We start from the raw sequence: 26,588 nt of genomic DNA on the forward strand, positions 1-26,588 counted from the left end.
TAACAATTTTTGGTTACAATTTCGCCCCACATTCAGGACAGAATTTATTATTCCAACTGTTAACCGCACCACAACTGGGACAATCGAGCATTTCACAACCCTTGGTGACAATTTTCGGTAAACCAATCATACGCGCATTACTTTGACCGGGGGCGACCATGGGATAACAATTTTCGTCTCTAGCAACGATCGCATTGACCAAAACTGGACCATCATGAGCCAACATTTCAGCAATTTTTGCGGCTAATTCATCTCGATGGCGAATAGTAATCCCTTTAATGCCGTAAGCTTGGGCTAACAGTTCCACATCCGGCATTCCCACTTCCATATTGGAATTAGAATAACGTTCCCCATAGAAAGCTTCTTGCCATTGACGTACCATACCCTGCCAACCATTATTAATAATAATCGTCTTGGCATGAATATTAAATTGGGTTAGGGTGGCTAATTCCTGTAGATTCATTTGGAAACTGGAATCACCACTAATACAAATGACCTCCTCATCGGGAATGGCCACCTTTACCCCCATCGCAGCCGGTAAACCGAAACCCATTGTCCCCAATCCCGCGCTAGAAATCCAACGTCGGGGACCATTTTTGAGGAATTGGGCCGCCCACATCTGATGCTGGCCCACATCGGTGGTATAGTAGGCGTGGGGTGCTTGACGACCCACCTCAACGATTACTTCTTGGGGGGAAAGTCTGCCTTCCGGTCGGGGTACTTGTAGGGGATAATCTTGCCGCCAGCGCTCGATCTTGGCTAACCAAGCTTGGCTGCGATCGGGATTGGTGGGATAATCAAATTCTCTGGCTTTGTGGAGTATTTGTTCTAAAACTACCCGCACATCCCCGACAATCGGCACGTCAGGGGCGCGATTTTTGCCCACTTCCGCCGGGTCGATATCCACATGGATTACCTTAGCTTTTGAGGCGAATTCGTCCAATTTCCCCGTTACTCGGTCATCAAAACGAGCGCCGACTGCAATTAATAAATCACACTCGGTCACGGCAAAATTAGCGTAGGCAGTGCCGTGCATTCCTAACATTCCCACCGAGAGGGGATGATGTTCATCAAAAGCACCGATCCCCATTAACGTGGTGGTGACGGGTAACTGAAAACGTTCGGCAAACTCGGCAATTTGGGCGTGGGCATTAGCTGCGATCGCACCTCCGCCAACGTAAAGTAAGGGTTTTTCGGCGGTTTCCAAGAGGTGCAAAGCGGCCTCGATTTGACGGCGATTGCCCTTAACCGTGGGACGATAGCCAGTTAGTTTCACATCTCCCGGTTCGACGGGGATATAATCACATAGTTCTAAACCGACATCTTTGGGAATATCGACTAAAACCGGTCCCGGTCGTCCTGTACTGGCGATATGGAAGGCCTCAGCGATGATTCTCGCTACTTCGCGGGCATTTCTAGCCACATAGGAATGTTTAACAATCGGGAGAGTAATGCCATAAATATCGGTTTCTTGGAAAGCATCGGAACCGATGGCCGCCCGACTCACCTGACCGGTGATAATCACCATCGGGATGGAGTCCATGTGTGCGTTAGCGATGCCTGTCACCAAATTGGTCGCCCCGGGGCCGGAAGTACCGAAACAGACTCCCACTTTGCCGGTGGCCCTAGCGTAGGCATCGGCGGCATGGGCGGCCGCTTGTTCGTGGCGCACTAAGATATGTTGTAATTCTCCCCGTTCTTCAAAGCGGTAGAGTTCGTCATAGATGGGCAGGATCGCACCTCCGGGATAACCGAAGATGTGCTTAACGCCATGACGTTTGAGACTGTCCATCAAGGCATAAGCACCAGAACAACGCTGGGGAACCGTTGTTAAAGAGTCATTGGGCTTGGGAAGTGATGAAACCACAGGGCAAACCGTCCAATTTCTAACTAGAGGGATAATTGCAATTCTGTTGCCTAGGATGCAACTTGAAAAATAGCAAAATTGATAACCTTATACTTTTAGTGTATTCCATCTCACCTTTTTGGCCGCAGTTTTTTTTCTTTTTGCATCTTACCCATGCAATATCTGGGGAAGTGGGGTGATGGGGTGTGGGGTGTGGGGTGTGGGGAAGTGGGGAAGTGGGGTGTGGGGTGTGGGGAAGTGGGGAAGTGGGGAAGTGGGGAAGTGGGGAAGTGGGGAAGTGGGGAAGTGGGGAAGTGGGGAAGTGGGGAAGTGGGGATAAGATGATAAATATTGGTGATTTTACCTGATCTTGACTTGGCCCAGGAGTTTTATGAATAGTCTTTTGATTACGGCTACGGATACCGATGCGGGTAAAACCGTTGTCACCACTGCTTTAGTGGCTTATTGGCAAAAATACTATCCATCGAAGGCCCTGGGGCTGATGAAATTAATGCAAACGGGTCAAGGCGATCGAGAATGGTATGAGGGTTTATTTCAGGGTCAATTAGAAATGATCACACCGCTGCAATATCAAGCACCCTTAGCGCCTCCTGTGGCTGCTGATTTGGAAGGTCGAGATATTCCTTTGGGGACGGTGTGGCAAGCTCTGCTGAACCTACAAAAAAGCCAAGATTTGGTTTTAATTGAGGGTTTGGGGGTTTAGGTTGTCCTGTCACCCACGAGCTAACTGTGGCGGATTTAGCGGCTCAATGGCGGTTAAAAACCCTTTTGGTGGTGCCGGTGAAATTGGGGTCGATTTCCCAAACGGTGGCTAATATTGCCCTAGCAGAGCAGAAAAAGGTCAATTTGGGCGGAATTATCCTTAATTGTCTCGAACCGCGCACGGAGACGGAAATAGAGCAGTTAACACCGATCGATTTAATTCAATCCTTGACTAATTGTCCAGTTTTAGGTGTTTTTCCCTTTATCGAAGATCGTCGGGATTTGGATAAATTGGCTTCGGTGGTAGCTAGTTGGCCAGAAATTAAGCTGCCCGCGCATTTAAATTGCTTGTTGAGACGAGGCAAAAGGCACAAGGCACAAGGCAAAGCTGATTCCCAGCATCTTTCAATTTGACAACACCCATTGTAGGGCTAATTCATGAATTAGCCCTACAGGACATCGGGGGGGTAAGGGTAGGGTTGATTCATAGTAGGGTTGATTCATAGTAGGGTTGATTCATTGTAGGGTTGATTCATAGTAGGGTTGATTCATTGTAGGGTTGATTGATAGTAGGGTTGATTGATAGTAGGGTTGATTGATAGTAGGGTTGATTCATTGTAGGGTTAATTCATAGTAGGGTTAATTCATAGTAGGGTTAATTCATAGTAGGGTTAATTCATAGTAGGGTTAATTCATAGTAGGGTTGATTCATAGTAGGGTTGATTCATGAATCAACCCTACAGGACATCGGGGGGGTAAGGGAATAAATTAGGGGAAGTCCAGATATTCTTGTTCTGTTAGTGCAAATTCTGGATCAATGATTTTTACCTCATTATAGGTGAGTTGATAGAGTTTGTAAACTAATTTGTCTATGGCATCTGTGATTTTGGAAATATCAGCTTTTTCGTCTGCATTTCTTATTGAAATAATCTCTTTCACAAGTCGGTTAAGTTCTTTGTTGTTGGTGTCACAAAGGGGCGAGTTTCGTAAATAGATTGGTTTTATTTCATAATCGAAATATCTCTTTGAATAAAGCCAATTAAAAAGCTTAGAATTTAATATACCCAAAAGACCTTCAAGTGAATTATTACCTTTTAAAATTATGTTTGAAATTCTATTGAGGTTATATTTTTTGTCATAATCAATCGAAGCAATTATTCTTTCCTTTAGAGAAATATTTCTTGTCCGCACAATTAATATTTTTGGTTCTGTAAAAAACTTTTCATCTGGCAAAGTTCTACCCAACTTGCCTTTGCTTTTTACAAACTCTTTGTCATACATTATGTAGCCTTCTGTCTTGATATTACCATATTTTGATACTCCCGTTCCTGGAACCATTGGATGGTATCTTTTATCAAGTTTTGTTTCTGATGTTAACTCGTCTTTTATATAACCTGTATTTATACCGACCCCAAAGTCATAACCCGTTTCAATTTTTGGAAAATTTGAGAGTAGTTTATTTACAATATTATATTCTTCGTCATTTAGTAAATAGTCAAATACTAAAAACTCATTTGACAAAAATCTATCCTGTTTCAGAGTATATGCTGGAGTTGTAGCCACATCAATTGGTTTTTGCGGATTAATTACGCTTGTTTTTTCACCATTGTATTTTAACTTCTGAAGAATATATATTGCAGAGTCTACTGTAGCTTCTTCAAACACTGAACCACCAAGCGGAACAATATTTTTAAGTGTGGAATTTTCTAAAAGAAACTTTCTTGTTTTGTCGAATGATGTTTGAAGAAGGAAAGATGAGTTAGTAATTAAAGAATTAAAGCCATTCTGTTTGGTGATTTTAAGTGATTGCTCAATGAAGAACTTATACAATTCATAATTACCTGATGTATTATAAAAATTACTGTTAAAATATTCCTTAACATTCTCAATGTCAGCATTTCTATAAATATAAGGAGGATTACCAATTACTATATCAAACCCAACAAAATCACCATAATCATTCAAAACTTCAGGAAACTCAAACCGCCATTCTAAAGCATTATCATACAGCTTACCGCTTTCAATATCTGCAATTTCAGCAGTTAGCTTATCAATCTCATTATTTAACTTAGTTACTTTTTTCTCCCGCGCTTTTTGCTCCGTCTTAGTCTCCTCAAACAATAAACCCTGATTTTCCAGATTATAAAGTTCCCCTTGTAATTGACGTAACTTCACCTTCTTAGGATTACCGATTAATAAATTGGAACTAAAACCAGCCTTAATCTTAGCAATCAGCGTTTCCATCTCCCGCTTTTGTTCCTTATTTTCCGCATTGCGATAAGTCTGTACAGCATTGCGATATTGCTCAATACTAAACTTCTGCTTCTGTAAAACCTGTTTAACATCCACATCCAACCCAAACCGACTAATCAAAGAATTACCACACTTGATATTAATATCAATATTTGGCAAAGTTTCTAAATTGCCATCCTCGCGATAATAAGCATTCTTTAAAAGCTCAATCCATAACCGCAAGCGACAAATCGTCACGGAATTAGGATTAATATCCACCCCAAATAAACACCCCTCGATAATCGTTTGCTTCTCATGAAATAAGGCTTGCTGTACCCGGTGCTTTTCTTTATTATTCGGATGATAAGCAAATAAACTCCCCTCATCATCGTAAACCAATAACTTATCATTTCGCACCTCTACCCGATAATCTTTTAGCGACTTACCCGAACTATCTAATAAAACCCGTAACTCACTCTTAATCGCGATTATCTCATTCAAAGCTGAAACTAAAAAATGTCCCGAACCCACCGCCGGATCGCAAATCTTCAGGCTATTAATAATAGTATTCGCCTCTCTTTTGTCCTCAATTCGTTCATATAAATCATCTAAAGTTTGACAATTCCAGCCTTTTACTTCATTAAACTTCTGCGCGATCGCTCTTCGTATCGTTTCCCGACACATATACATGGTAATAAAACTCGGCGTATAAAAAGAACCATCTTTATAACCATTAATCTTTTCAAAGATTAACCCCAACACCGAAGCATTAATTAACTTTTCGCTATCTTCTTGAGGATTTTCTAACTCATCTCGATCGAATTTATAAGCATCCAAAAACTCAAACAAATAAGCCAACGCATTTAACTCGCCTACTCGCTTATTACCCTGATTATCTTTTAGCACCGTCGCTGTAAAAATGGGTAAAGTTCGCTCCCGCAAATTGCCAATAAAAATCGTTTGCTGTTCCGTCTCCGTTGGTTCAAATAGCGAACTATTTAAATAAGGTACATGAGCAAAAGTCGTTTTAACCTTAGCCTCGCGCTTGTTTGTATCCCTAGCTAACACATCAAAAAATAAACTATCGAGATCATCATAACTGGGAACTTTCGCCAAATTGAGAAAGGCAAAATCTCGATCGCCTTGATGATATTTAATTAATTGCGCTTCCAATAGTTTGAGAAACAAAACCCGATTAATCCAATTAATTGAGGTTCTTCGTTACTTGGTATGGTTCGATAGGGGGGCATAAATCGACTAAATCCTTATCTGGCAAGAGATTTAATTGATTAGTTCGCTCTAGACAAAAAACAATTAACAAAAATCGCTAAATGCCTTTCTATATAAGGGTTCCATCCCTTATAAACCCTGTCGATTGCATAACACAAACCGAAGAGCCTTAATTGATAACCGCAACGCCACATTATAAAGCCGGTCCTCATCCGTAGTTCCAAACTCTTCTGGATTTTTTAATTGTGCAATTTTATCTAAACTATCCAACCGACTAATCGCATTTTCAATCAGGGAACCATCACAGCGATCGCCTTCTTTCATTCGTCCGATTAACTTCTTCCCTTTATCCTTAACTTCCGTCAAACCGATAATATACAAAAGCTCATTATAAAAAGGCTTATTTAAAGTATTACTGTCATTAACAAAAGGTAACTTAAGTAAATGTTCTGGCGAAAGAATCTTGTAGATATCAAGCAAATCTAAATTTTCCTGTTCTCGCAGATCAAAATGAGTAAATTTAATTTGCTCAATAACTTTAGTGATCGCTGGTTCGGCAATTTGTTGATAGAAAAAATCCGTTTTCGTACTACTCAGTCTCCCGGCTTCAAAATCGCCAAACTGGTTAACTAGAGCCTTATTAGCAAAAAACAACTCCTCAAAAATCTTGCCATCGAAAATAAACCACTCATAAATATTTGTCACGATTAAGTGTTTAATCTCAAGATTTTTATCCGTCACCCTTTCGCGGAGAAAATATAAAACTAACTGCTGAAAAGCCTTAGTATTAAGATTATCCAGTCTTGGCATTTCTGCATTTATTGTCCGAGTAGGTTTCTTCGTCTCAAAAATGACCCCCACTGGACTTTTAACATCCTGGTTATTATGAATAACCAGATCAATGCGCTCTTTTGTATTGATAAAATAGCGATCGGTATAATAGGTATTTTTAAAAAAATCTATCAGCAAATTTTTATTAAACTCTTCCGACTTTTTGCTGTCACATTGCTCCAATAAGCGCGTTAAATTAGCTTGAAAAACCTGAATTGTTTCAGCATCAGGCTTGATTTTTAAGTACACCCGATTTAAGGCTTGTTTGAGTTCTCGCTTATTGACAATCATAAAAGTTTACCTCTAGGGAAACTACCGATTAATTTTATTATAAGTAGGGAGGCACAATTATTTGTAGGATGGGTTAGCGGTAGCGTAACATGATCTGGCGTTGGGTTTCATGCTTCAACCCAACCTACGTTCTACCGATTAATTTTATTATAGCATTGCCAAATAATCGGTTAAAATAGAAGAACAAAAGTTGCAATCGAGGTCAATCTGTCGAAGCCAGGAATTTCTAACAGCAATGGGGAAATAATCCCCCGTCACAGCCTAACTTGATGGGGGGAGTATGTCACTGTTGTAATGCTTTTAAGAAGCGTCCCATAGTGGCAAATAAACCCGACTTTTTGGCTTTGTTAGCAGGATTAGAACTATCATCGGGATTATTACTAGAAGCTTTCAGAATCAGATTTTCTAAAGCTTCGCCCATGGGTTTAGTGGATTGTTCAGAAATTAACTCGTAACCGTCTTCTTTTTCGAGCCAAACTTGCCACAAGGAAGGATAGGAACGATAAACGATCGCTGATTCCAAGGGACGAAAATAATAACAACTTTCTAGGATACTTAAAAATCTTTCTCGCAATTGTCGGGCTGCGTAACCGATACCCACTACCGATACATCTTCCAATTGAGGAATTAGAAGAACTACGGGGCGATCTTCGGCAAGGTAACAGAGTTTTTCTACGGAATTAATCTCAACCGAGGAGGGACAAACAACTAAAAAAGCTTCATCTTCGGGCTTAATTTTGTTTTCGACAGGAATAAAACGACTACCTAAATCTCCCAGTTGAAAAACTGTTTCTCCCCAATCCCGTCGGGCTAACATGGCGGCTCCAGTATCGGGAAAAATTACCCTTAAACCAGAACCATAACTGTCAAAAATAGAGGCAAAATCAAGGGCTAAAGCTTGTGCTTGTAGAGCAATTTCTGGGATAACTAATTCCACTTGTATGCGTCTAGCTCCCGATTCTAGAGCCAGTTGGGTGGCGGCTTTCGCTTGCATGATTGTTTCTTCTAGGGAATTGGGTAGGGTCATTTCAGTTATCAGTTATCAGTTATCAGTTATCAGTGACTACCTCTGGTCGTCGGGGGCTTAAAATCAGAAAGATTTTAATTTTTATAAAAGGTAGGGTTGATTCATAGTAGGGTTGATTCATAGTAGGGTTGATTCATAGTAGGGTTGATTCATAGTAGGGTTGATTCATGAATCAACCCTACCCTTAATAGATGAAGTGTGAGAAGACTTGGCATCATCCCCAGCATTAAGATAAATCCTATAAAATACTTTTAGTTTTTAAGAAGAAAGTCGGTAATCGGGGAAAAGGTGAGGAGAGAAAGCTTAGGAAAGCTGATAGGAGCCGTGACGTTGGGCATAATAATCGAGAATTGCCGTGACTAGAGTGCGATCGCTTTCCTGAAAAGTCTCGGTATAGTTAATTTCTAGACTACCGATCTGACTTTGATGATAATCGAATTGTTGGAACTGCTGGGGAGTGAGATGGGTTTCCACACCCTGAACCTGTTGTAAATGGCTGGCTAATTCTCGATAGATAGCCAAGGGCATTTGCGGATAAATAATGGTTTGTTTTTGTTGAATAGCAATCGATCGCACGGGTTTTATTCTCCTGATTCGGGAATATTATAGCTGATCGAGGCTTGCGGTGCGGCCGGTTCGGGTACACCATCCCCTAAACGACGGGTAATAGTTCGACCGTATTGTTCTAGGACAATATAGGGATTATCGGGATTAGTATCGATCGCTTTAACTAAAATTAAACCATTAGAGAGGGTAGAACCAGGAATAACTCGACGTTCCGTGGCTTCTCCGGGGGCTTTCACGATCGCCATAGGAGTGGTAGGTAACTGGACGATGCCCGATACTTGCACTTCTTCCGCTTCCGTCGGTTGCGGTGGTGGCGGCGGCGCTTTAACTATCGGTCCTCTGGGAGTGGCACGATTACCTCCGGGTGCAGGTGCGGCTGCGGGACGATTACCTCCGGGTGCAGGTGCGGCTGCGGGACGATTACCTCCGGGTGCAGGTGCGCCAGTGGCCGCTGGAGTCCCAGCTGGGGGTTTTTCCGCCACTGTAATTGTAATATTTGGTTGTAGGGGAAAGGGAGCAAAGGGGTCCCTGCGACCGCGATTAATTTCCGCCCGTTTTTGGTCAGGATCGGTAGCAGGAATCAATCCCGCTACCCTTAGGGGGGTTGGTTCGGTAGCTGGTTGTACAGCACCGCTAAAGGCGGGTGGTTGGGCAGCCGGGGGACTGGGAGAGGGGGTGGGGGTTTCTTGGCTGGGTGGTGGGGATTGATTAGCTTGGTTAGAAGCTGGACATCCCACCAACAATAAAGCGACACTCCCCACCGACAGTATTAGCGGCAATTTTTTCATAGGGAAACAAAGACAAAATGGCCCGGTCGGACAACCTTGGATAATAACATAACCTATCTTTCCCAGAAATCTAGGCTGATTACACGGGGAAAGTCAGGAACTTTGCCCCGCTAGTCCAGTTTTAATACTGACTACCGGATTTACGATGACCGATGGCGGTGACACCGTTACTATCCAAAACTTGACCCCGCTCGACGGTGGCATAGACTAACCAGCGATCGCCGCAGAGTTGTCGCTCTTTCACCGTACACTCTAGATAGGCGAGACTTTCGCTTAAAATCAGACAGCCATTTTCCCCGACTTGGGTTTCTAATCCCGTAAAGACATCACCGCCAGATTTGATGCGATTGGAAAAATGGCGGCGTAAATTGCGCCCTTCCTTGAGAATATTCAAGGTAAAGGCGGTTCCCGAGTTAATTAGACGGTCGGCGGCTTGTTCGTCGGCAACGGCGATAATTAGCCCCGGGGGGTTAAAACTGGCTTGGGATACCCAAGAGGTCAAGAAACCAGCATGATCCTCGCCCTGACGAGTGGTGAGAACAGAAAGGGAACCGACGATCCGGCCAACGGCCTGGGCAGTGCGATCAATTTGTGTTTCGGTCATTCCCTGTTGGGGAACCCGCAATTTTTTGGTTTTTTTCAAGGCCCTGGCGAAGGTTTCTCCGGCTAAATAACCTGCTTGTAAACTGCTTTCTGTGGGGCTAAAACGCACGCGCAAGGATTCAAAACCGAGGCAATAATTGGCATCTTTGAGTTTAGTTTCAATTAAATCGACAGCTTCCCCACTCCAACCGTAGGAACCAAAAACCCCGGCTAATTTAGTTTTTGCTGCCGTGGAAAGAACGATTCCTAAAGCAGTTTGGATCTGGGTAGGAGCGTGACCGGCTAAGGTGGGAGAACCGATAATAAATCCGTCACAATTTTCGATCGCTTGACTAATTTCGGCGGGGGTGGCAAACTCACAATTTATTGATTCTACGGCCAGATCATTTTCTAATAATCCTCGTTCGATCGAGCGGGCCAGGGTGGCAGTATTTCCGTAGGCAGAAGCATATAATAAAGCCACTTGTAGGGGTCGAGTTTTTTGTTCTTGACACCAATAACGATAATCGTGGGCAAGACGACTAAAACTATAACGAATTATCGGACCGTGGGCGGGTGCATAATATTGGGCGGGAAATTCTTTAATTTTGTCGAGTGCTGTTTCTAACGCTTTAGATTGCACGGCATGGAGACAATCAAAATAATAACGACGATCTGCGTCTAATTCTTTCCAATTTTTATCCCAAATATCGTCACTGCACAGATGCACACTAAAGAATTTATCGCTGTATAAAATTTGGGTTTTTTGGTCAAAAGTGCAAATTCCATCAGGCCAGCGCGGCGTAGGGACATTAATAAAACTGAGTTGATGACCTTGCCCCAAATCAAGAATTTCATCGGTTCGTATGCCCAAATTTTGGGCATCGGGAAAGGCATTTTTAAGGGTATTGACGGCAGCTTTAGAACAGAGGAGGGTGATTTGATGGGTGGCGGCTAATAAGGCCTTTAAAGTGACGATACGGTTGGGATTAACGTGACTGAGAATCAGATAATCGAGACGATGTAAGGAGATATATTGACGAATTTCTTCTAAATAAATTTCCGTGAAGGATTCTCCAGGGGGATCGATTAAGGCGGTTTTATCGCCACAGATAAGATAGGAATTAGCGGTGGTTCCCCGTTGACGAGCATATTCTATTTCAAATTTTAATCTGTCCCAAGTACGGGAGCGAAAAACCCAAGTTTTATCGGCAATTTCTGCGGTTTGAACATCGCGGGAGCGATTATTAATAGCAGGATTGGGAATTAAGGTATTAGTGGTCATAATTGTTAAGTTGGGTGTTGGGTGTGGGGTGTGGGGTGTGGGGTGTGGAGTGTGGGGTGTGGGGTGTGGGGTGTGGGGTGTGGGGTGTGGGGGGAGTGAGGTTTTAGAGTTTTAGTTGAAATTACTCTATATCCCCATTACCCTATTCCCCCATTTTCCTATCCCCTTCTAACTGATAACTGATAACTGATAACTGATAACTGATAACTGATAACTGACTAAATTTTGCTGTTTATTTCAGTTAATTCTTTAACTAAATGTTGACGATAACGCTCAGAAACTTTTTGTTCAGGATCGATACCTTCAAAGGTGGGAGGAAGCCAAACTCTTAACACCATTAATGTACCGAGAACTATTAGAAAAGCACAGGCAGCTAATACTTGTGTCCAATTAGTTTCTAGGACTCCTCTAACAATTAATTCTCGCAAAACCGAGACGATAGAAACTTCCACGGCAACACCGATAGAAACTCGTTTTTCTTGCAAATAAATAATTAACAATCGGAACAATTCTACTAGAATTAAGAGGAATAAAATATCGGCGGTAATAATCCGAAATTGAATCGGTGGCAGCAGAGACATAAACATTTCTCTGACTTCTAACACCATGAAGCTAAATAAACCGATACAGAGAGAAATGACAATTAAATCTTGAATCATTTCTAAGACTTGCACTACTCGCACCATCATTGGGGAAGGGTTTTTAATTGGTTCGTACATTTTATTTCTCCTAAGATTGATAGAATTGGGTGTTAGCTGTTGGGGGGATTTTTCAGTGAGCAGTAACCAGTAACCAGTAATCGGTGAACTGATAACTGATAACTGATAACTGATAACTGTTAATAATGGTTGCCAACTTTGCGATGATGGACAGCAGTTAAGACATCTAAACGGGCAACTCGTCCGGTATTAACGGTACAATAAACTACCCAATGATCGCCGCAATCTAAACGACTGGTGACTTCACATTCTATGTAAGCTAAGGCATCCGCTAAAATTGGTGATCCATTATTGGCAGTATAGGTTTTAATGCCTTCAAAACGATTGGCACCGGGAGAGAAACGCTTGAGGAAATGTTTCATTAATTTCTGGTAATTATCCTCAGCCAAAACATTTAAAACAAAGGTATCGCTAGGCTGTAAAAAGGATACCATTGCCCGATCTTTAGCCACTGCAATCGCCACACCTAAAGGATTTAAACTTGCTTGTGTCACCCAAGAGGCAATCATGGCACTAGATAAATCAGCTTTTTGGGAAGTAATTAGGTACAATCCGGTGCTAATACGTCCTAGAGCCTTTTCTAAGTCGTTATTAATCGATTTAATTTGTTTAATCGTTTTTTCTCGGCTTAACCATTGACCGAGGTCGGTTCCTGCTTCATCGGCAATCAAATCGAGGGATTGATTGGAATTGTCTTTAACTAAAAGAGGAGGAAAAGCTTCGATCGCCCCGATTTCCTGTAATTTATTTCTTAAGGGGAAAATTGGTTCATCTTCCCCACCTCCTGACTCAAATAATCCCACCGCTTGTTTGCCATTAATTGAAGCAATAATCGTGCTTAAAATCGTCTGGTTAATCGGGGAAGATTGGGGAGGCATTCCGATGATAACTCCCTTAGATTGATTGATCAATTCTCTGACTTCGTGGGGATCAGCATTATTCATATCGACTAATTCTGTCACCACATCATTTTTATTCAAACCCTGACTGATCATAGTAGCTAAATGTTCGCTTTGTCCGTAATCTTGGGTAAAGAATACAGTCACTAAAGTATCAGCAGAAGTTTGTTCTTGACTCCAAGTTTGATAGCGTCCCACCCAATCAGAAATATGGTGTTTTAATAGGGGGCCGTGACCGGTGGCAATGAGATTAATCTCAAATTTCTCGATCCTTTTAATTGCCCCTAAAACCGAACGAGCATTCGGTCGCATCAGACAGTCATAATAGGTTTGAAAATCGCCTTCTAGCAGGTCTTTTTCTCGATCATAGGTTTGATCATCACAAAAGTGCATTCCGAAGGCATCACAGGTAAAAAGGGTGGCAGTTTTAGCATCAAAAGTGAAGATAGTATCAGGCCAATGAAGATTAGGGGCCGCAACAAATTCTAAAACATGGCCATTACCTAAATCTAAAGTATCACCACTTTTAACTATTAACTGTTTAAAGGGTCTGTGTACCATGTTTTCGAGGAATTGCATGGCAACTTTTGCCCCCACCACGGTAACTTCTGGGACTAATTCTAAAACTTCTTTGACTAAACCACTGTGGTCGGGTTCGGTGTGACTGATAATTAAATAATCAAGATGATTGATGTTGATTAGTTTAGTTAATTCATCCAGATAAAGGCGATCGAATTTGCGGTGAGATGTATCAATGAGAGCGGTTTTTTCCCCTTGAATAACAAAAGAGTTATAAGTGGTACCGTTTTCTAAACCAAATTCGATATCAAAGCGATCGCGATCCCAATCCAAACAGCGCAGGGTAAAAGTATTTTCGGCGATTTCTTGGATTTGTGTGGTTAAACGGCTGGTTTTAGCGGGTTTTGGGGTGATTAAAGCAACCATAATTTCTATCTCCCACAGGATTTGATTCGGAACTGCATTTGCTTAATTCCTATGGTGACTTGCTTTCAGCGATTTGTAAAATACCAATTACTAAAGTAAATGATTAGTTAGATTTATATAGTTTTTTATCTATGATTACGGATATTAATTTGCGTGCCGGCCCTGCCGAATCAAGATAGGATACTAAATCCGGTTATTAAAGACTGATTATTTATTGCTCCTCTTGCCTATTGCCTCTTGCATGAGTGCCTCTCCTCATAACTAGCCTGTACTCAACGGATTTGTGCGAAACGTTTAGGCATGAAATAAGGTTGAAATACCTGAAATAACCGCCTAGTAAGGTCTTCAGTCCCCTGACTGAATCTAATAGGTCAACCCTGACCAACCTTATAACTGTTTATATGTCCCGACGTTTAGTATCACATCGATACCAAACTAGGCAAGGGGACTCAAGGTCAATACACTTTGTAACAAACAATGGCTCTTCGTTACTCTTTATGCTAAATCAACAGACAAGATGCCAAGATAACATACTTCTAACCCAAAAATTCCGAAAGTTTCTAAAGCCATAGGCTCTCCGTTTTATTAGTTTCAGTTTATTGTTGATTCCCTCGACCACCCCATTCGTTGTCCTTCGCTCGAAATAACTAATGATTTCTCCAAACCAGTTTCGGATTGTTTGACAACTCTTGGTAAAAACACTGGAGGATTTTGCCAACCATTCCGAGATGGATAGCAGTCCTTCTGTCGGATTCTCTGAGGTTTCATAAATCTTTCTAAATTCTTCCTTTAACTCGTGCATCTTTTTCAAATTGGGAAAATTTTCTTTGATAGCTTCTAGTTTGATTTTTTGGGTTTCCGTTAAATCTTTTTCATTTTTTAACAAGCTATATTTACTTCGCTTTAAAACTTCTAGCTTTGCTTCTTTTTCCGCTTTCTGTTTTTTATTTTTCTGCGCTTCTACCGCTCTTTTTTCTGCTTTTCTCTGTTCGTCTAACTCTTGATTAATTTGTTTCATTACATGGAATCTATCGGCGACTACCTCGGCCGATGGCATCAATTCTTTCACCAAATTTTTATAGGGCAACCAAAGATCTATGCTGACTTCTTCAATTTGCTCTAACACCTCTTTTCCCCACCCTGTAAGCGTTTCCCTCAATTCTTCTTGTGTTCGCTTCTCTAGAATAGCTATTAGTTTTCCCGTATCTAAATTTACTAAAACTGCACAGTAATTTTTTTGTCCTTTGACTAGAGCGATTTCGTCAATTCCTAGTCTTTTTAATTTCGATAGGTCTGTCTCTGTAATTTCTTCGGCGATGTCCTCTATCATTCTTTGAATCTCTTCTTCCGTTACGTCATTTCTTCGACTAACATTTAAAATATCTCCTGATTTTAATTGTTCGAGTATATTCTCGGCTAGTCTTTTCGTATAGGTTCGTTTCTTGGCGACAAAATCTAACTCTTCGCTAAAGGGTTTCTGACAATTACCGCACTTAAATTGACGACGATTAACTTGTAGGTACACTGGTTGACCTGAGAGCGGTAAATCTTTGACTAAATGTCGATGATTTTGGTGTAGTTTATCGCTCTCTAACCCACAACGAGGACAGACTGCTTTTTTATTTTTCGATTCGATTCGTCAAACTATACCGATATTTTCTAGGTGTCGATAGCCTTGAATACAGGTTCCTTGTAGGTTCAAAAATTTGTCAAGTATCATAAGTAAAATAATCTCGTTTTTGGCTATTATATCAAATTTTAACTCAATTGTCTATCTTTTGGTAAGTAGTCATGCAAAATAAATTTCCTAGTGAAGACAGGCAAGAGGCAATAGGCAAAAGCTTTATCGAAATGTGTAATTAATTTTGCTTAGGTACTTATTAACCTGTTTGTGCCTTAAGTCCTTTCCTGTATGAATTTCAGCTACTTTTGAGCGTAGTTGCTCTCATCGAATTTTATTTTAAGTTAATTATTTGCATAACAATTCCCGAAGAGCCATATTGCCAAGTGTTTTGACCGAATTAATCACGACTTTTTACTGTCTAAAATTCACTGTCCAAGTTCCTTGAAAAGAGATATTAAACAATGGCTTAAAGCAGGAGTTTTGGATAACGGTATATTTGAAGAAACAGAAACAGGGACACCTCAAGGAGGGGTAATAAGTCCACTACTAGCCAACATCGCACTGGAGGGAATGGCAAGATTAATTGAAACACTATTCCCCAAAAAGAATAATATAAATCAAGCTGTTTTAATAAGATATGCCGATGATTTTGTAGTGATTTCACCATCACTCAAAATCATTGAACAGTGCCAAACTGCCATTTCTGAATGGTTAAAGCCTATTGGATTAGAACTCAAACCAGAAAAAACCAGAGTGTGTCACACACTCAAACCCATTGAATATAATGGGAAAACGGAAGAACCCGGTTTTGACTTTCTAGGATTCAATATCAGGCAATATCCAGTAGGAAAATACAAAGCAGGTAAAACAACGAAAGGAATACCTAAAACATTCCTAACCCACATTAAACCTAGCCAAAAAGCAGTTAAAGCCCACACAGAAGCGATAAAAGGTGTAATCAAAAAACACAAAACAGCACCTCAATCAGCCCTGATTAGACACCTAAACCCAATCATTAGAGGTTGGGCTAACTACTACTCAGGAGTAGTATCGTCAGATACCTTCAATAAATTAGACCATACAGTCTGGTTAATGTTAAGGGCATGGACAGTATCAAGATGCGGTAAAACGAACTACGAAAAGCTGAGAAAATATTTTAGACCGGGTACAGTTAAACTCAGCAATGGGAAAGAAAGACACGAATCTTGGTTATTCAAAACCAAAGACGGTTTCTATTTATGGAAACATAATTGGACACCAATTGTCAGACATACCTTAGTTCGCCCCGACGCTTCACCCTACGACGGAAATTGGACTTACTGGGCGACCAGAAGAGGACAAGCAATTGACACACCGACTAGAGTAGCCAAACTACTTAAGAAGCAACAAGGCAAGTGTAGCCAATGTGGGCAGTATTTTACCCCATCGGATTTAATTGAAGTTGACCACATTCACCCTCTCAGCTTAGGCGGAAAGGACGAATACAAGAACCTTCAATTGCTACACCGCCACTGTCACGATGATAAATCGGCATCAGATGGAAGCCAAGATGGCAACCAAAAGAAGTCAAGCTGTATCCTTAACAAGGGAGCAGTCAAACTAGGAGCCGTGTGAGGTGAAAGTCTCATGCACGGTTCTGAATGGGAGGGGAGGTCGGTGACGACCTTCTCGACCCCTAATAGTATGAGTCCCTCGGATCGATTTCTCAACGTTTGTCTCTTGCACTTTTTTGACTAAAAAAGTCCCAAAACCGTTTTCTAGTAAGGCTCCCAGTAATATTTATTCAGCAAACCCTAGATAGTCAACAGCTTAGCTTTCTGGGAAGGCGGTTCACGAACCAAGAAAAATGGTATAACGACTGAGTCAAGAGCGGCCGCTCTTTTAAGCAAAAATAAATCTACTAATAATAGAGACCTTATTGTTAAGGTCTCTAGATTCTCTAGAAAATGCTAGATTTACCAGCTAATTACTTTAACCGTTTCGTTAAATAAATTTGCTTCTAGGGAATCGGGAGAACTTGTCACCACACCGGCAATTAGATCTTCAGGTTTTATTGCTGCTTGTTTCATACAGGAGGGACAAATTAAGACTTTTCCCCCTTGACTGATGAAATCTACTACCATTGCTTGCAGGGTTTTACCAGTGATACCGTTAGTGTGTTGAGGAATTGTCTTCGCAGCCAAGTGTACCCCTGTAATATTCAAAAAAATAGTGGTTGAGTGACCTTTTTTCAACATATTGGTGGCGACACCAATGGCCATTGCAGCTCGCCAAGGATCATCGGTGGTTAAATTAACAAATAAATCGGATTTTTGTTGACCGACAGCGATTATTGCTTCGTTAGTTTGTACTGGAGAAAGGGAAGGATTAGCCAAGACTGGGATAGATGTAACTAAGGATAATCCGACAAGGGAACCAAGGGCTAAAGATTTTAACAACATTTTCTTGTCCTCTTGCTGCTGGGTGCAATGAAAACATTTTCATTATGATAACTTCTGGAAAATCTTGTCAACAGACAGCCTGTCAAACTTTAATTTTTGTTGCGGATAACAAAAGCCATCTACTAATTAAAGATGATAATTATTTACTTTTCTAGCATTTTATCTAATCTTTCCTGAATCAATAAAGCCATGGAAGAACGCAGAAAAAATAAACCAAATAACCCCGCTAAACTGAAGGGAATAATGGCTAGTTTGCTATAGTTAGTGTCTAATAAAAATATGGCTGATATAAGGCTAAATCCCAATAGACAGACATTAATTAATACTTTAATTCCCAGATAAATTCTTTTCAGAAGTCGTTCATTTTCCCGTGACTTAACTTGAAAAACTAAATTTCCTCGCTCGATTTTTTCCTCTAATTGACGGAGTATTCTCTCGTTTTTATTACCTTTTTGCCATTGTTGTTTAAGAAAAGTGCGCGCTTGATTAGCTAGGATAAGCATGGTGTTGGTAGTTCCTCCTGATACTGCTAGACTTTTCACAAAAGGTTGACTAGCTGCTAATAAATTATACTGGGGATCTAAAGAGCGGGCAATTCCATCCAAAGTGGTGACAGATTTAATAATAAAAGTCATTTGGGGAGGTAAGCGAAAAGGTTGCTGTTTAAACATTAAATACACTTGATCGCTAATTTGTTCAAAGACCCTCACATCTACCGGTTTATCGCGAAATTCATCTAAAAGAAACTGCACGATATTTCGTATGGGTTGTAGATCTCTAACGGGTTCAATTAACCCCATATACATCAAAGTTTTTAAGATTGTTTCTGTATCCTTTCTCAAGATAGCGAAAAAGGTTTCGATCATTTGATCTTTAGCGACGGACTTTAACTCGAACATCGTGCCGAAATCGTAGAAAATTAACTCCCCTTCCTGACTAACTGCCATATTACCTGGATGGGGGTCTGATTGGAAAAAACCATCCTGTAATAGTTGTTTGAGATAGGAACAGATCCCCAGTTGAATAATACCATCGACGTTAATATTATTAGCTATTAAAGTCTCTCGATCATCAACTTTAATCCCCGGCACATACTCCAAAGTTAATACCTTGCGAGTGGTATATTGCCAGTAAACTAAAGGGACTTTTACCTGGGGATAATTCTTAAAATTGTCCCGAAAGCGATCAGCATTTTTCCCCTCATGAATATAATCGATTTCTTGAAAGAGTAGCTCAAAGAATTCTTGATAGATAGCTTCTAAATTATATTTTTTCACTACGGGGAAAACATTTAACCAACGGGTGAGACGATGCAACAATTCAAAATCGAGATTAAATAGTCCTTCTAGATTCGGTCTTTGTACCTTAATAACCACCTCTTCCCCACTTAATAACTGCGCTCGATGCACTTGTCCTAAACTGGCACAAGCGAGGGGAGAAACGCTAAAACTTGCAAATAAATTATCTAGGGGTTGTCCTAATTCTGTTTCGATAACTCGGATCGCTTCTTGACTATTAAATTCGGGAACTCGATCCTGTAATTGGGTTAATTGTTCGATATATTCGAGCGGAATTAAATCTGCTCGCGTCGATAAAGATTGTCCAATTTTAATAAAAGTTGGTCCTAAATTCATGAGGCGGTCTACTAACCATTTCGCTCTCCTTTGCCGTTTTTTGCCCCTATTAGCCCCCGTTAAACGATCCCAGAGCAAAAAAGTCAAAAACTGCGTTGTAAAGCTAAATATCTCCAATTGACGAATAATTGGTGATCGCAAGCTTTGCTGCCAATGTAAAGATCTGGGGGAATCAAAGGGAGTAAGCATCAGTTATCAGTTATTAGCTCCTGAAGGACGCAAAGCGCCCTAAAAAGAAAAAGAGAAACTAGGGGCAAGCCCTGATATTCTAAATCTGGAAGTATCCTGAACTCAAACCGGAGTAACAATGGTGTCATTAGACCCGATTATCAGCAAAGGTCCCTAGGAAAGAGGAAAAAAGAATTGGCGAGACGAGGATTAACTCGTGAACCCGTGGTCGAGAATCAAGTAAAAAACCCTTCCTAGAACCAGGGTACTTCCCCGATCATAACTCGGAGCCAACAAAGCCATGACCAAATCCCGAAACAAGTCCCCAAAAACCCAAAGTAGTGACCAGAAGTTAAACATCATCAATGCCAAGGCGGCGGGAATTGACCTGGGAGCCAGAGAACATTGGGTCTGCGTCCCCCAAGAATTGTCCCAGGAGACCAAAAACCAGGCTCTTCTCGACTTTGTGTGATAATTTTTGCTTATGGAATCGTGAAATGCTTATCAGGCAAGACTTTTAGTGCTATTTGGCGGAATAAACTATCAGTATAGACCTCGTTTCCACACAGAAACCAGAAGAGCCAAAACCAGAGTATTTTACTTATGATACTTGACAAATTTTTGAACCTACAAGGAACCTGTATTCAAGGCTATCGACACCTAGAAAATATCGGTATAGTTTGACGAATCGAATCGAAAAATAAAAAAGCAGTCTGTCCTCGTTGTGGGTTAGAGAGCGATAAACTACACCAAAATCATCGACATTTAGTCAAAGATTTACCGCTCTCAGGTCAACCAGTGTACCTACAAGTTAATCGTCGTCAATTTAAGTGCGGTAATTGTCAGAAACCCTTTAGCGAAGAGTTAGATTTTGTCGCCAAGAAACGAACCTATACGAAAAGACTAGCCGAGAATATACTCGAACAATTAAAATCAGGAGATATTTTAAATTTTAGCCGAAGAAATGACGTAACGGAAGAAGAGATTCAAAGAATGATAGAGGACATAGCTGAAGAAATTACAGAGACAGACCTATCGAAATTAAAAAGACTAGGAATTGACGAAATCGCTCTAGTCAAAGGACAAAAAAATTACTGTGCAGTTTTAGTAAATTTAGATACGGGAAAACTAATAGCTATTCTAGAGAAGCGAACACAAGAAGAATTGAGGGAAACGCTTACAGGGTGGGGAAAAGAGGTGTTAGAGCAAATTGAAGAAGTCAGCATAGACCTTTGGTTGCCCTATAAAAATTTGGTAAAAGAATTGATGCCATCGGCCGAGGTAGTCGCCGATAGATTCCATGTAATGAAACAAATTAATCAAGAGTTAGACGAACAGAGAAAAGCAGAAAAAAGAGCCGTAGAAGCGCAGAAAAATAAAAAACAGAAAGCGGAAAAAGAAGCGAAGCTAGAAGTTTTAAAGCGAAGTAAATATAGCTTGTTAAAAAATGAAAAAGATTTAACGGAAACCCAAAAAATCAAACTAGAAGCTATCAAAGAAAATTGACCAAGTTTGAAAAAGATGCACGAGTTAAAGGAAGAATTTAGAAAGATTTATGAAACCTCAGAGAATCCGACAGAAGGACTGCTATCTATCTCAGAATGGTTGGCAAAATCCTCCAGTGTTTTTACCAAGAGTTGTCAAACAATCCGAAACTGGTTTGGAGAAATCATTAGTTATTTCGAGCGAAGGACAACGAATGGGGTGGTCGAGGGAATCAACAATAAACTTAAACTAATAAAACGGAGAGCCTATGGCTTGAGAAACTTTCGTAATTTTTGGGTTAGAAGTATGTTGTCTTGGCATCTTGTCTGTTGATTTAGCATAAAGAGTAACGAAGAGCCATAGTTTTTTCATTATCTCACGCTTTGGTTGAGGAATTTTTGAGTATTTATACTTAGTTACTCTTTGCCCTTGTTTGTAACTTTTTATGTTACAAACTGAAGTGCGGAATGTAGGTTTTATCATCTGTGGACGACCAAACAATCCTATCAAGATCTGGGAGCAGATGATTACGAACAACAGTAAGTAGTCATGCAAAATTAATTACCTGCCCGATCGAGCTAAAACCCTTACGGGGCAATGATCGTCATGTGTAAATAATTTTGCCTAGGTACTTATCGTCAACGGGTCATCAACAATCTCTCGAAAAAGGCGCAATCCCTTGGCTTTCAACTGGTTGAGGCTTCCTCAGCCTGAGTTAAGTTTCTGGAGAGTTATCAGATGTGAGTTTTCAGTTGACTGATTACTGACTACTGTTCACTGTTCACTGAAAATATTTCCCAATTCCCCTAATCCCTATCCCCCATTCCCTAAGTTACAATCAAAAAACCAACCGCAGCAGCAAGACAAGAAAGCGCAATGATTCCTACCGTTATTGAAACCACAGGCCGGGGCGAACGCGCCTTCGATATCTACTCCCGACTACTCCGGGAAAGAATCGTCTTTTTGGGACAAGAAGTAACCAGCGACCTGGCTAACCTAATTGTCGCCCAATTACTCTTTCTAGAAGCAGAAGACCCCGAAAAAGATATTTACTTGTATATCAACTCCCCTGGGGGTTCCGTTTCGGCTGGATTAGGGATTTTTGACACCATGAATCAAATCCGTCCCGATGTCAGCACCATTTGTATTGGTTTAGCCGCCAGTATGGGGGCTTTTCTCCTCAGTGCCGGCAAACCGGGCAAAAGAATGAGCCTACCCAACTCGCGGATCATGATTCACCAACCCCTCGGCGGCGCCCAAGGTCAGGCCACCGATATCGAAATTCAGGCCAAAGAAATTCTCTATCTCAAACAATTACTCAATCAACACCTAGCTAGTCATACCGGTAAACCTCTCGACCTCATCGCCGAGGATACGGAAAGGGATTTCTTTATGTCCGCCGAAGAGGCTCTAGACTATGGTTTAATCGATCAAGTGATCGATCGCAGTCCTTCCGCTTCCAACCCTCCCCAGTAATAATCATGATCGGGTAGGCCCTGTCTACCCAAATTTTTGTAAATATTTAGTAAGCAGAAATTAATCATCGATCATCGTTATTAATCTTAAGTAACAGTGAAAAGTTCTAGCGGATTGGGTTAAGATCGAGACGTAACCCGAAAAAAATTGCAACAGGAATCGGTAGAAACACCCGGTGGGTTATTAACGGAAATTTTTTTACTGGCAATCCCTATGAACTATCATCCGCCCTCACAGCCCCTGCCCGCCCCCTGTATTATTGATTCTGGCGTGGTCATCGCTAAAGAAGATATGCGTCGTCTCCTCGATGATATCGGACGAGTTCGCTACATCCATAGTCTCGATGGGGTGATTCAGAGTGAAGGGGAGGGATGGATAGTGGAAGTTTTCGCCGATTATCAGCAAAGCACCCTAGTCGCTAACTACAGTCTTTATCTGAATACCTATAGCTTCGATTATCTGCGTTTAACCCGCTCTCCCGACGGTGAAACCTATTTTGATCTGGTCCAAGACAATCGGCAATTACGGCTGATTCCCCTGAGTAATCCACTGCAAGACCCCGATATGAAAGCCCGTCTCAATGCTGATACCCTCGAAGCCATGGTTACTCAGGTACTCTCCGCTAAGTGGGATGTGCAGTTTGAAGACGAAGACGACAACGATTGCCCCTTTTAGGCAGTGAGCAGAAATACTGGTTACTAATAACAAGGGCCGAATCTAAAACCTAATTGGTTAAGCTAAAAGCTTTGATGTGCTTAGTTTCTAACCTTCTTTTTAGGTAGGAGAATTGCCAGATTCTGTCTTTTACCTCTTGCCTTCAGAAGCTGATAACTGATAACTGATAACTGATAACTGATAACTGATAACTGATAACTGATAACTGATAACTGATAACTGATAACTGAAACAGTGGGATTTTCCTTTGAATTAATCGGCCAGTGTCCCCAAACTGGTGCGCGGGTTGGGGTTTGGCATACTCCCCACGGACCGGTAGAAACACCCCGTTTTATGCCCGTGGGAACTTTGGCCACGGTGAAAGGTTTGACCCCCGCTCAAATCGCCAGCACGGGAGCGCAAATGATTCTCGCTAATACCTATCACCTGCATCTGCAGCCGGGAGAAAGTATCATCGAGAAAGCGGGAGGTTTACACGAGTTTATGGCGTGGAACCAGCCAATATTAACAGATTCGGGTGGATTTCAGGTATTTAGCCTTAGTCAACTCCGGCAAATTAAAGAGTCGGGAGTCACCTTTCGATCGCCTCGGGACGGTAGAATAATCGAAATTACGCCGGAAAAATCGATTCAGATTCAAAATGCCCTCGGTGCTGATGTGATTATGGCCTTCGATGAATGTCCCCCCACGGGAGTCAGTCATGAGACCATGAAAGCATCCATAGAACGCACCTATCGCTGGTTAGAGCGCTGTCTGACGGCCCATCAACGACCTCAAGAACAGGCTTTATTCGCCATAGTACAAGGGGGAATTTATGAGGATTTACGGGCAGCGGCGGCGGAATCTTTAGTAAAACTCGATTTGCCTGGTTATGCTATCGGGGGCGTGAGTGTGGGGGAAGAAACGAGCCTAATTCATCGCATTGTCCAGATAACTGCCCCCTTACTCCCCGAAAATAAACCCCGTTACCTGATGGGAGTGGGAACCTATCGAGAAATGGCCAAGGCGATCGCTAGTGGCATAGATCTGTTTGATTGCGTCATTCCCACCCGTTTTGGTCGCCATGGCACGGCTTTGGTGCGGGGAGAGCGTTGGAACCTCAAAAATGCCCGTTTTAAGGAAGATTTCGCCCCTTTAGACGAGACTTGTCCCTGTTACACCTGTCAACACTTTAGCCGTGCCTATCTGAATCATTTAATTAAATCGGGGGAGATGTTGGGTTATATTCTCTTATCTCTGCACAATATCGCCGAATTAATCAGATTTACCCGTGAAATTCGTCAATCTATCCTAGGGGGGACTTTTGCCCAAGATTTTGCCCCTTGGCTTGAGGATGCCGTAGATGTTACCCCAACGTGATAAAATTTCAGGAAACGTTTGAAAATTTTCTTGTCAAGGTAGATAGAGAGATGGAAACTGCACTTTTGTTCGCCAAATTGCCAGAAGCATACCAAATTTTCGACCCCCTAGTCGATGTCTTGCCCCTGATTCCCCTATTTTTCCTCTTGCTGGCCTTTGTTTGGCAAGCATCCGTCGGTTTTAAATAAATCGACCCTTAATTATCAGTTATCAGTGAGCAGTTATCAGTTATCAGTGAGCAGTTATCAGTTATCAGTGAGCAGTTATCAGCTTCTGAAAGCAAGAGGCAAGAGGCAAGAGGCAAAAGACAGAATCTGACAATTCTCCTACCTAAAAAGAAGGTTAGAAACTAAGCACATCAAAGCTTTTAGCTTAACCAATTAGGTCTGAGATTCGGCCTTTGTTATCAGATTTGAGTTTTAAGTGAGTGGTATTAAGTGAGGAGTACGAAATGACATTAACACTGCTGTCTTTTCACTGTTTACTGATTACTGTTTACTGATTACTGAAAAAGCTTCCCAGATTAAAACAAAGTCCCGGTTAAATCAGCACCAGTTAAGTCCACATCTTCTAAAATTGCCCCGCGCAAATCAGCATAACTGAGATCCGCACCCCGGAAACTGGCCCCGGTGAGATCGGTGATAAATCCGTCTCTTTCGGGACTAGCACGAAAATTAACCCGGCAAAGTCGGCAATTAGCCAAATTAGCTCGATATAACAGGGAGCCGCTCAGATTAGCATAGTTGAGATCGGCTCCGCAAAAGTTAGTTTTGCCTAAGTCCGTGCGTTGGTCGGAAGTGGAGCGAAAATCGGCATCGATTAATAGGGCCTGCTGGAGATTAGCACTGTTGAGATTAACACCGTTTAAGACGGCTTTGGTTAAATAAGTGGCTTCTAAATTGGCTTCGATCAGATTAGCCCCGCTTAAGTCCGCATCTCGTAAACAAGCTCGATAAAAGTCCACTTGACTTAAATCTGCTCCCCAGAGAATCGCCTCACTTAAATCCGCTTCTCTCAGCATCGATCGCGCGAGGCGTATTTTTCCTAACCGGGCCTGTCGCAAATCTGCACGGCAAAAATTGACTCCTGGGAGGGAAATATTAGTTAAGTCGCCTTCCCGCAAATTAATCCCCCCAAAATCTCTTTCTCCCTCCCGATAACGTTGACAAAGTTCTTCTACGAGCATGGAAATTTTTCCTTATCATAATTGAGGCAAAATGTCAAGGATTTGGTGATTTTTATTTAGGGAGATGGAAAGCTGGCAGACTCTCGAATTCTCTGGCCCGTTGACGCATTTGCTGACTAATGCGATCGCAAACCACCTGACAGAGATCATAGATCACAGGGTCGGTAATTTGATAGTAAACGCTGACTCCTTGGGGTTGTCGCGAGATAATTCCCGCTTGGGTTAAAGCTTTCAGGTGTTTGGAGAGATTAGCCTGACCTAGTCCGGTCGCTTCAGCGATTTCTTTACCATTCATCGCGCCTAATTGCAAGCAACTGAGAATCTGTAGGCGACTGACTTCCGACAGGACTTTGAAATAGTCCGCCACCGAAGCGAGGACGAGGCTAGAGGTTTGGGGGGAGAAACTGTCTAACATGGGTAGGTAATAAAGTGACCAGTTAAAAAGGCTGACAATAGGTGATCGTTTAAAACTTTATAACTATTGACTACTATAGTTTAACTGGAAAGGTAACTAGAGTCTAGTCGGCAAACTCGATCGAGATTGGGTTATTCAGGAATCTACTGCTGCAAGAGTG

General features: G+C 41.6%; 18 protein-coding genes and 6 pseudogenes. 9 read left to right on the plus strand and 15 right to left on the minus strand.

The window, feature by feature from the left end; all coding sequences use genetic code 11:
• Positions 1-13 precede the first annotated feature (13 nt).
• Positions 14-1,867 carry a biosynthetic-type acetolactate synthase large subunit gene (gene ilvB, locus VL20_RS24155; RefSeq protein ID WP_052278049.1) on the minus strand — a complete coding sequence of 618 codons (1,854 nt, stop codon included), beginning with the start codon at positions 1,865-1,867 and terminating at the stop codon, positions 14-16.
• 153 nt (positions 1,868-2,020) lie between these two features.
• On the opposite strand from ilvB, the gene VL20_RS31360 reads away from it, so the two are divergent.
• Positions 2,021-2,191: a hypothetical protein gene (locus VL20_RS31360; protein WP_158499381.1), complete on the plus strand. Its 171-nt coding sequence runs from the start codon at positions 2,021-2,023 to the stop codon at positions 2,189-2,191.
• A 46-nt stretch (positions 2,192-2,237) separates the two neighbouring features.
• Positions 2,238-2,983: pseudogene (bioD, locus tag VL20_RS24160) on the plus strand (dethiobiotin synthase).
• Between the two features lie 354 nt (positions 2,984-3,337).
• Here the strand turns inward: bioD and VL20_RS24165 are convergent.
• The 9 genes and pseudogenes from VL20_RS24165 to VL20_RS24205 form a co-directional block, all read right to left on the minus strand.
• Positions 3,338-6,013, minus strand: a pseudogene (locus VL20_RS24165) (type IIG restriction enzyme/methyltransferase); the annotation flags it as partial.
• 198 nt (positions 6,014-6,211) lie between these two features.
• A pseudogene (locus VL20_RS24170) lies at positions 6,212-7,153 on the minus strand (DUF7149 domain-containing protein); the annotation flags it as partial.
• A 283-nt stretch (positions 7,154-7,436) separates the two neighbouring features.
• Positions 7,437-8,180 (minus strand): DUF1995 family protein, encoded by a 744-nt coding sequence (locus VL20_RS24175; protein WP_052278051.1) that lies wholly within the window; start codon positions 8,178-8,180, stop codon positions 7,437-7,439.
• A gap of 303 nt (positions 8,181-8,483) precedes the next feature.
• Entirely contained in the window at positions 8,484-8,756 is a 273-nt protein-coding gene (locus VL20_RS24180) for a hypothetical protein (protein WP_002763300.1), read from the minus strand.
• Between the two features lie 5 nt (positions 8,757-8,761).
• Entirely contained in the window at positions 8,762-9,535 is a 774-nt protein-coding gene (locus VL20_RS24185) for a hypothetical protein (RefSeq protein ID WP_052278052.1), read from the minus strand.
• A 121-nt stretch (positions 9,536-9,656) separates the two neighbouring features.
• Entirely contained in the window at positions 9,657-11,402 is a 1,746-nt protein-coding gene (locus VL20_RS24190) for a diflavin flavoprotein (RefSeq protein WP_052278053.1), read from the minus strand.
• Positions 11,403-11,620: 218 nt separating this feature from the next.
• Entirely contained in the window at positions 11,621-12,121 is a 501-nt protein-coding gene (locus tag VL20_RS24195; protein WP_002763297.1) for a phosphate-starvation-inducible PsiE family protein, read from the minus strand.
• Positions 12,122-12,240: 119 nt separating this feature from the next.
• Complete coding sequence (locus VL20_RS24200; RefSeq protein ID WP_052278054.1) at positions 12,241-13,965, minus strand: diflavin flavoprotein; 1,725 nt, start codon at positions 13,963-13,965, stop codon at positions 12,241-12,243.
• Positions 13,966-14,470: 505 nt separating this feature from the next.
• Positions 14,471-15,685 (minus strand): annotated as a pseudogene (locus VL20_RS24205) (ISL3 family transposase).
• Positions 15,686-15,964: 279 nt separating this feature from the next.
• On the opposite strand from VL20_RS24205, the pseudogene VL20_RS24210 reads away from it, so the two are divergent.
• A pseudogene (locus VL20_RS24210) lies at positions 15,965-17,192 on the plus strand (group II intron reverse transcriptase); the annotation flags it as partial.
• Between the two features lie 352 nt (positions 17,193-17,544).
• Here VL20_RS24210 and VL20_RS24215 read toward each other — a convergent pair.
• Both VL20_RS24215 and VL20_RS24220 read right to left on the minus strand, forming a co-directional pair.
• Positions 17,545-18,030, minus strand: a complete 486-nt coding sequence (locus VL20_RS24215) for a DsrE family protein (RefSeq protein WP_052278056.1) — start codon at positions 18,028-18,030, stop codon at positions 17,545-17,547.
• 143 nt (positions 18,031-18,173) lie between these two features.
• Positions 18,174-19,853 carry an ABC1 kinase family protein gene (locus tag VL20_RS24220; RefSeq protein ID WP_052278057.1) on the minus strand — a complete coding sequence of 560 codons (1,680 nt, stop codon included), beginning with the start codon at positions 19,851-19,853 and terminating at the stop codon, positions 18,174-18,176.
• A 280-nt stretch (positions 19,854-20,133) separates the two neighbouring features.
• Between VL20_RS24220 and VL20_RS31365 the strand changes: the two genes are divergently transcribed.
• The 4 genes and pseudogenes from VL20_RS31365 to VL20_RS24235 all read left to right on the plus strand — a co-directional run bounded on the left by VL20_RS31365 (position 20,134) and on the right by VL20_RS24235 (position 23,468).
• Complete coding sequence (locus VL20_RS31365) at positions 20,134-20,304, plus strand: hypothetical protein (RefSeq protein WP_158499382.1); 171 nt, start codon at positions 20,134-20,136, stop codon at positions 20,302-20,304.
• Between the two features lie 131 nt (positions 20,305-20,435).
• Positions 20,436-21,650: pseudogene (locus tag VL20_RS24225) on the plus strand (ISL3 family transposase).
• A 543-nt stretch (positions 21,651-22,193) separates the two neighbouring features.
• Positions 22,194-22,793 (plus strand): ATP-dependent Clp endopeptidase proteolytic subunit ClpP, encoded by a 600-nt coding sequence (gene clpP / locus VL20_RS24230; RefSeq protein ID WP_002743058.1) that lies wholly within the window; start codon positions 22,194-22,196, stop codon positions 22,791-22,793.
• Between the two features lie 213 nt (positions 22,794-23,006).
• The gene (locus VL20_RS24235; protein WP_052278566.1) at positions 23,007-23,468 is read left to right on the plus strand and encodes a hypothetical protein; all 462 of its coding nucleotides are present in this window, start codon (positions 23,007-23,009) and stop codon (positions 23,466-23,468) included.
• An 80-nt stretch (positions 23,469-23,548) separates the two neighbouring features.
• Here the strand turns inward: VL20_RS24235 and VL20_RS33300 are convergent, their stop codons facing one another.
• Positions 23,549-23,824: a hypothetical protein gene (locus VL20_RS33300; RefSeq protein ID WP_249264960.1), complete on the minus strand. Its 276-nt coding sequence runs from the start codon at positions 23,822-23,824 to the stop codon at positions 23,549-23,551.
• Here VL20_RS33300 and tgt point away from each other — a divergent pair.
• Together tgt and VL20_RS24245 are read left to right on the plus strand one after the other, a co-directional pair.
• A complete protein-coding gene (gene tgt, locus VL20_RS24240) occupies positions 23,724-24,827 on the plus strand; it encodes a tRNA guanosine(34) transglycosylase Tgt (RefSeq protein ID WP_249264959.1) in 1,104 nt (367 codons plus the stop codon). The genes VL20_RS33300 and tgt overlap by 101 nt on opposite strands.
• A 50-nt stretch (positions 24,828-24,877) precedes the next feature.
• On the plus strand, positions 24,878-25,015 hold the full coding sequence (locus VL20_RS24245; protein ID WP_002739211.1) for a photosystem II reaction center protein K: 138 nt from the start codon (positions 24,878-24,880) through the stop codon (positions 25,013-25,015).
• Between the two features lie 335 nt (positions 25,016-25,350).
• On the opposite strand, the gene hetL is transcribed toward VL20_RS24245, so the two are convergent.
• Entirely contained in the window at positions 25,351-26,013 is a 663-nt protein-coding gene (hetL, locus tag VL20_RS24250) for a heterocyst differentiation pentapeptide repeat protein HetL (RefSeq protein WP_052278059.1), read from the minus strand.
• Positions 26,014-26,065: 52 nt separating this feature from the next.
• Positions 26,066-26,428, minus strand: a complete 363-nt coding sequence (locus VL20_RS24255; protein WP_002784230.1) for an ArsR/SmtB family transcription factor — start codon at positions 26,426-26,428, stop codon at positions 26,066-26,068.
• Positions 26,429-26,588: the final 160 nt, after the last annotated feature.

It is taken from the genome of Microcystis panniformis FACHB-1757 (assembly GCF_001264245.1).
Classification (GTDB): Bacteria; Cyanobacteriota; Cyanobacteriia; order Cyanobacteriales; family Microcystaceae; genus Microcystis; species Microcystis panniformis.

Excerpts from the sequence above, each read along its gene's own strand:
- VL20_RS24255 (WP_002784230.1), bottom strand. The coding sequence starts at position 26,428 with ATGTTAGACAGTTTCTCCCCCCAAACCTCTAGCCTCGTCCTCGCTTCG.
- VL20_RS24185 (WP_052278052.1), bottom strand. The coding sequence starts at position 9,535 with ATGAAAAAATTGCCGCTAATACTGTCGGTGGGGAGTGTCGCTTTATTG.
- VL20_RS24195 (WP_002763297.1), bottom strand. The coding sequence starts at position 12,121 with ATGTACGAACCAATTAAAAACCCTTCCCCAATGATGGTGCGAGTAGTG.
- VL20_RS24175 (WP_052278051.1), bottom strand. The coding sequence starts at position 8,180 with ATGACCCTACCCAATTCCCTAGAAGAAACAATCATGCAAGCGAAAGCC.
- VL20_RS24220 (WP_052278057.1), bottom strand. The coding sequence starts at position 19,853 with ATGCTTACTCCCTTTGATTCCCCCAGATCTTTACATTGGCAGCAAAGC.
- VL20_RS24200 (WP_052278054.1), bottom strand. The coding sequence starts at position 13,965 with ATGGTTGCTTTAATCACCCCAAAACCCGCTAAAACCAGCCGTTTAACC.
- hetL (WP_052278059.1), bottom strand. The coding sequence starts at position 26,013 with ATGCTCGTAGAAGAACTTTGTCAACGTTATCGGGAGGGAGAAAGAGAT.
- VL20_RS24215 (WP_052278056.1), bottom strand. The coding sequence starts at position 18,030 with ATGTTGTTAAAATCTTTAGCCCTTGGTTCCCTTGTCGGATTATCCTTA.
- VL20_RS24245 (WP_002739211.1), top strand. The coding sequence starts at position 24,878 with ATGGAAACTGCACTTTTGTTCGCCAAATTGCCAGAAGCATACCAAATT.
- VL20_RS24235 (WP_052278566.1), top strand. The coding sequence starts at position 23,007 with ATGAACTATCATCCGCCCTCACAGCCCCTGCCCGCCCCCTGTATTATT.
- VL20_RS31365 (WP_158499382.1), top strand. The coding sequence starts at position 20,134 with ATGACCAAATCCCGAAACAAGTCCCCAAAAACCCAAAGTAGTGACCAG.
- clpP (WP_002743058.1), top strand. The coding sequence starts at position 22,194 with ATGATTCCTACCGTTATTGAAACCACAGGCCGGGGCGAACGCGCCTTC.
- VL20_RS24190 (WP_052278053.1), bottom strand. The coding sequence starts at position 11,402 with ATGACCACTAATACCTTAATTCCCAATCCTGCTATTAATAATCGCTCC.
- VL20_RS31360 (WP_158499381.1), top strand. The coding sequence starts at position 2,021 with ATGCAATATCTGGGGAAGTGGGGTGATGGGGTGTGGGGTGTGGGGTGT.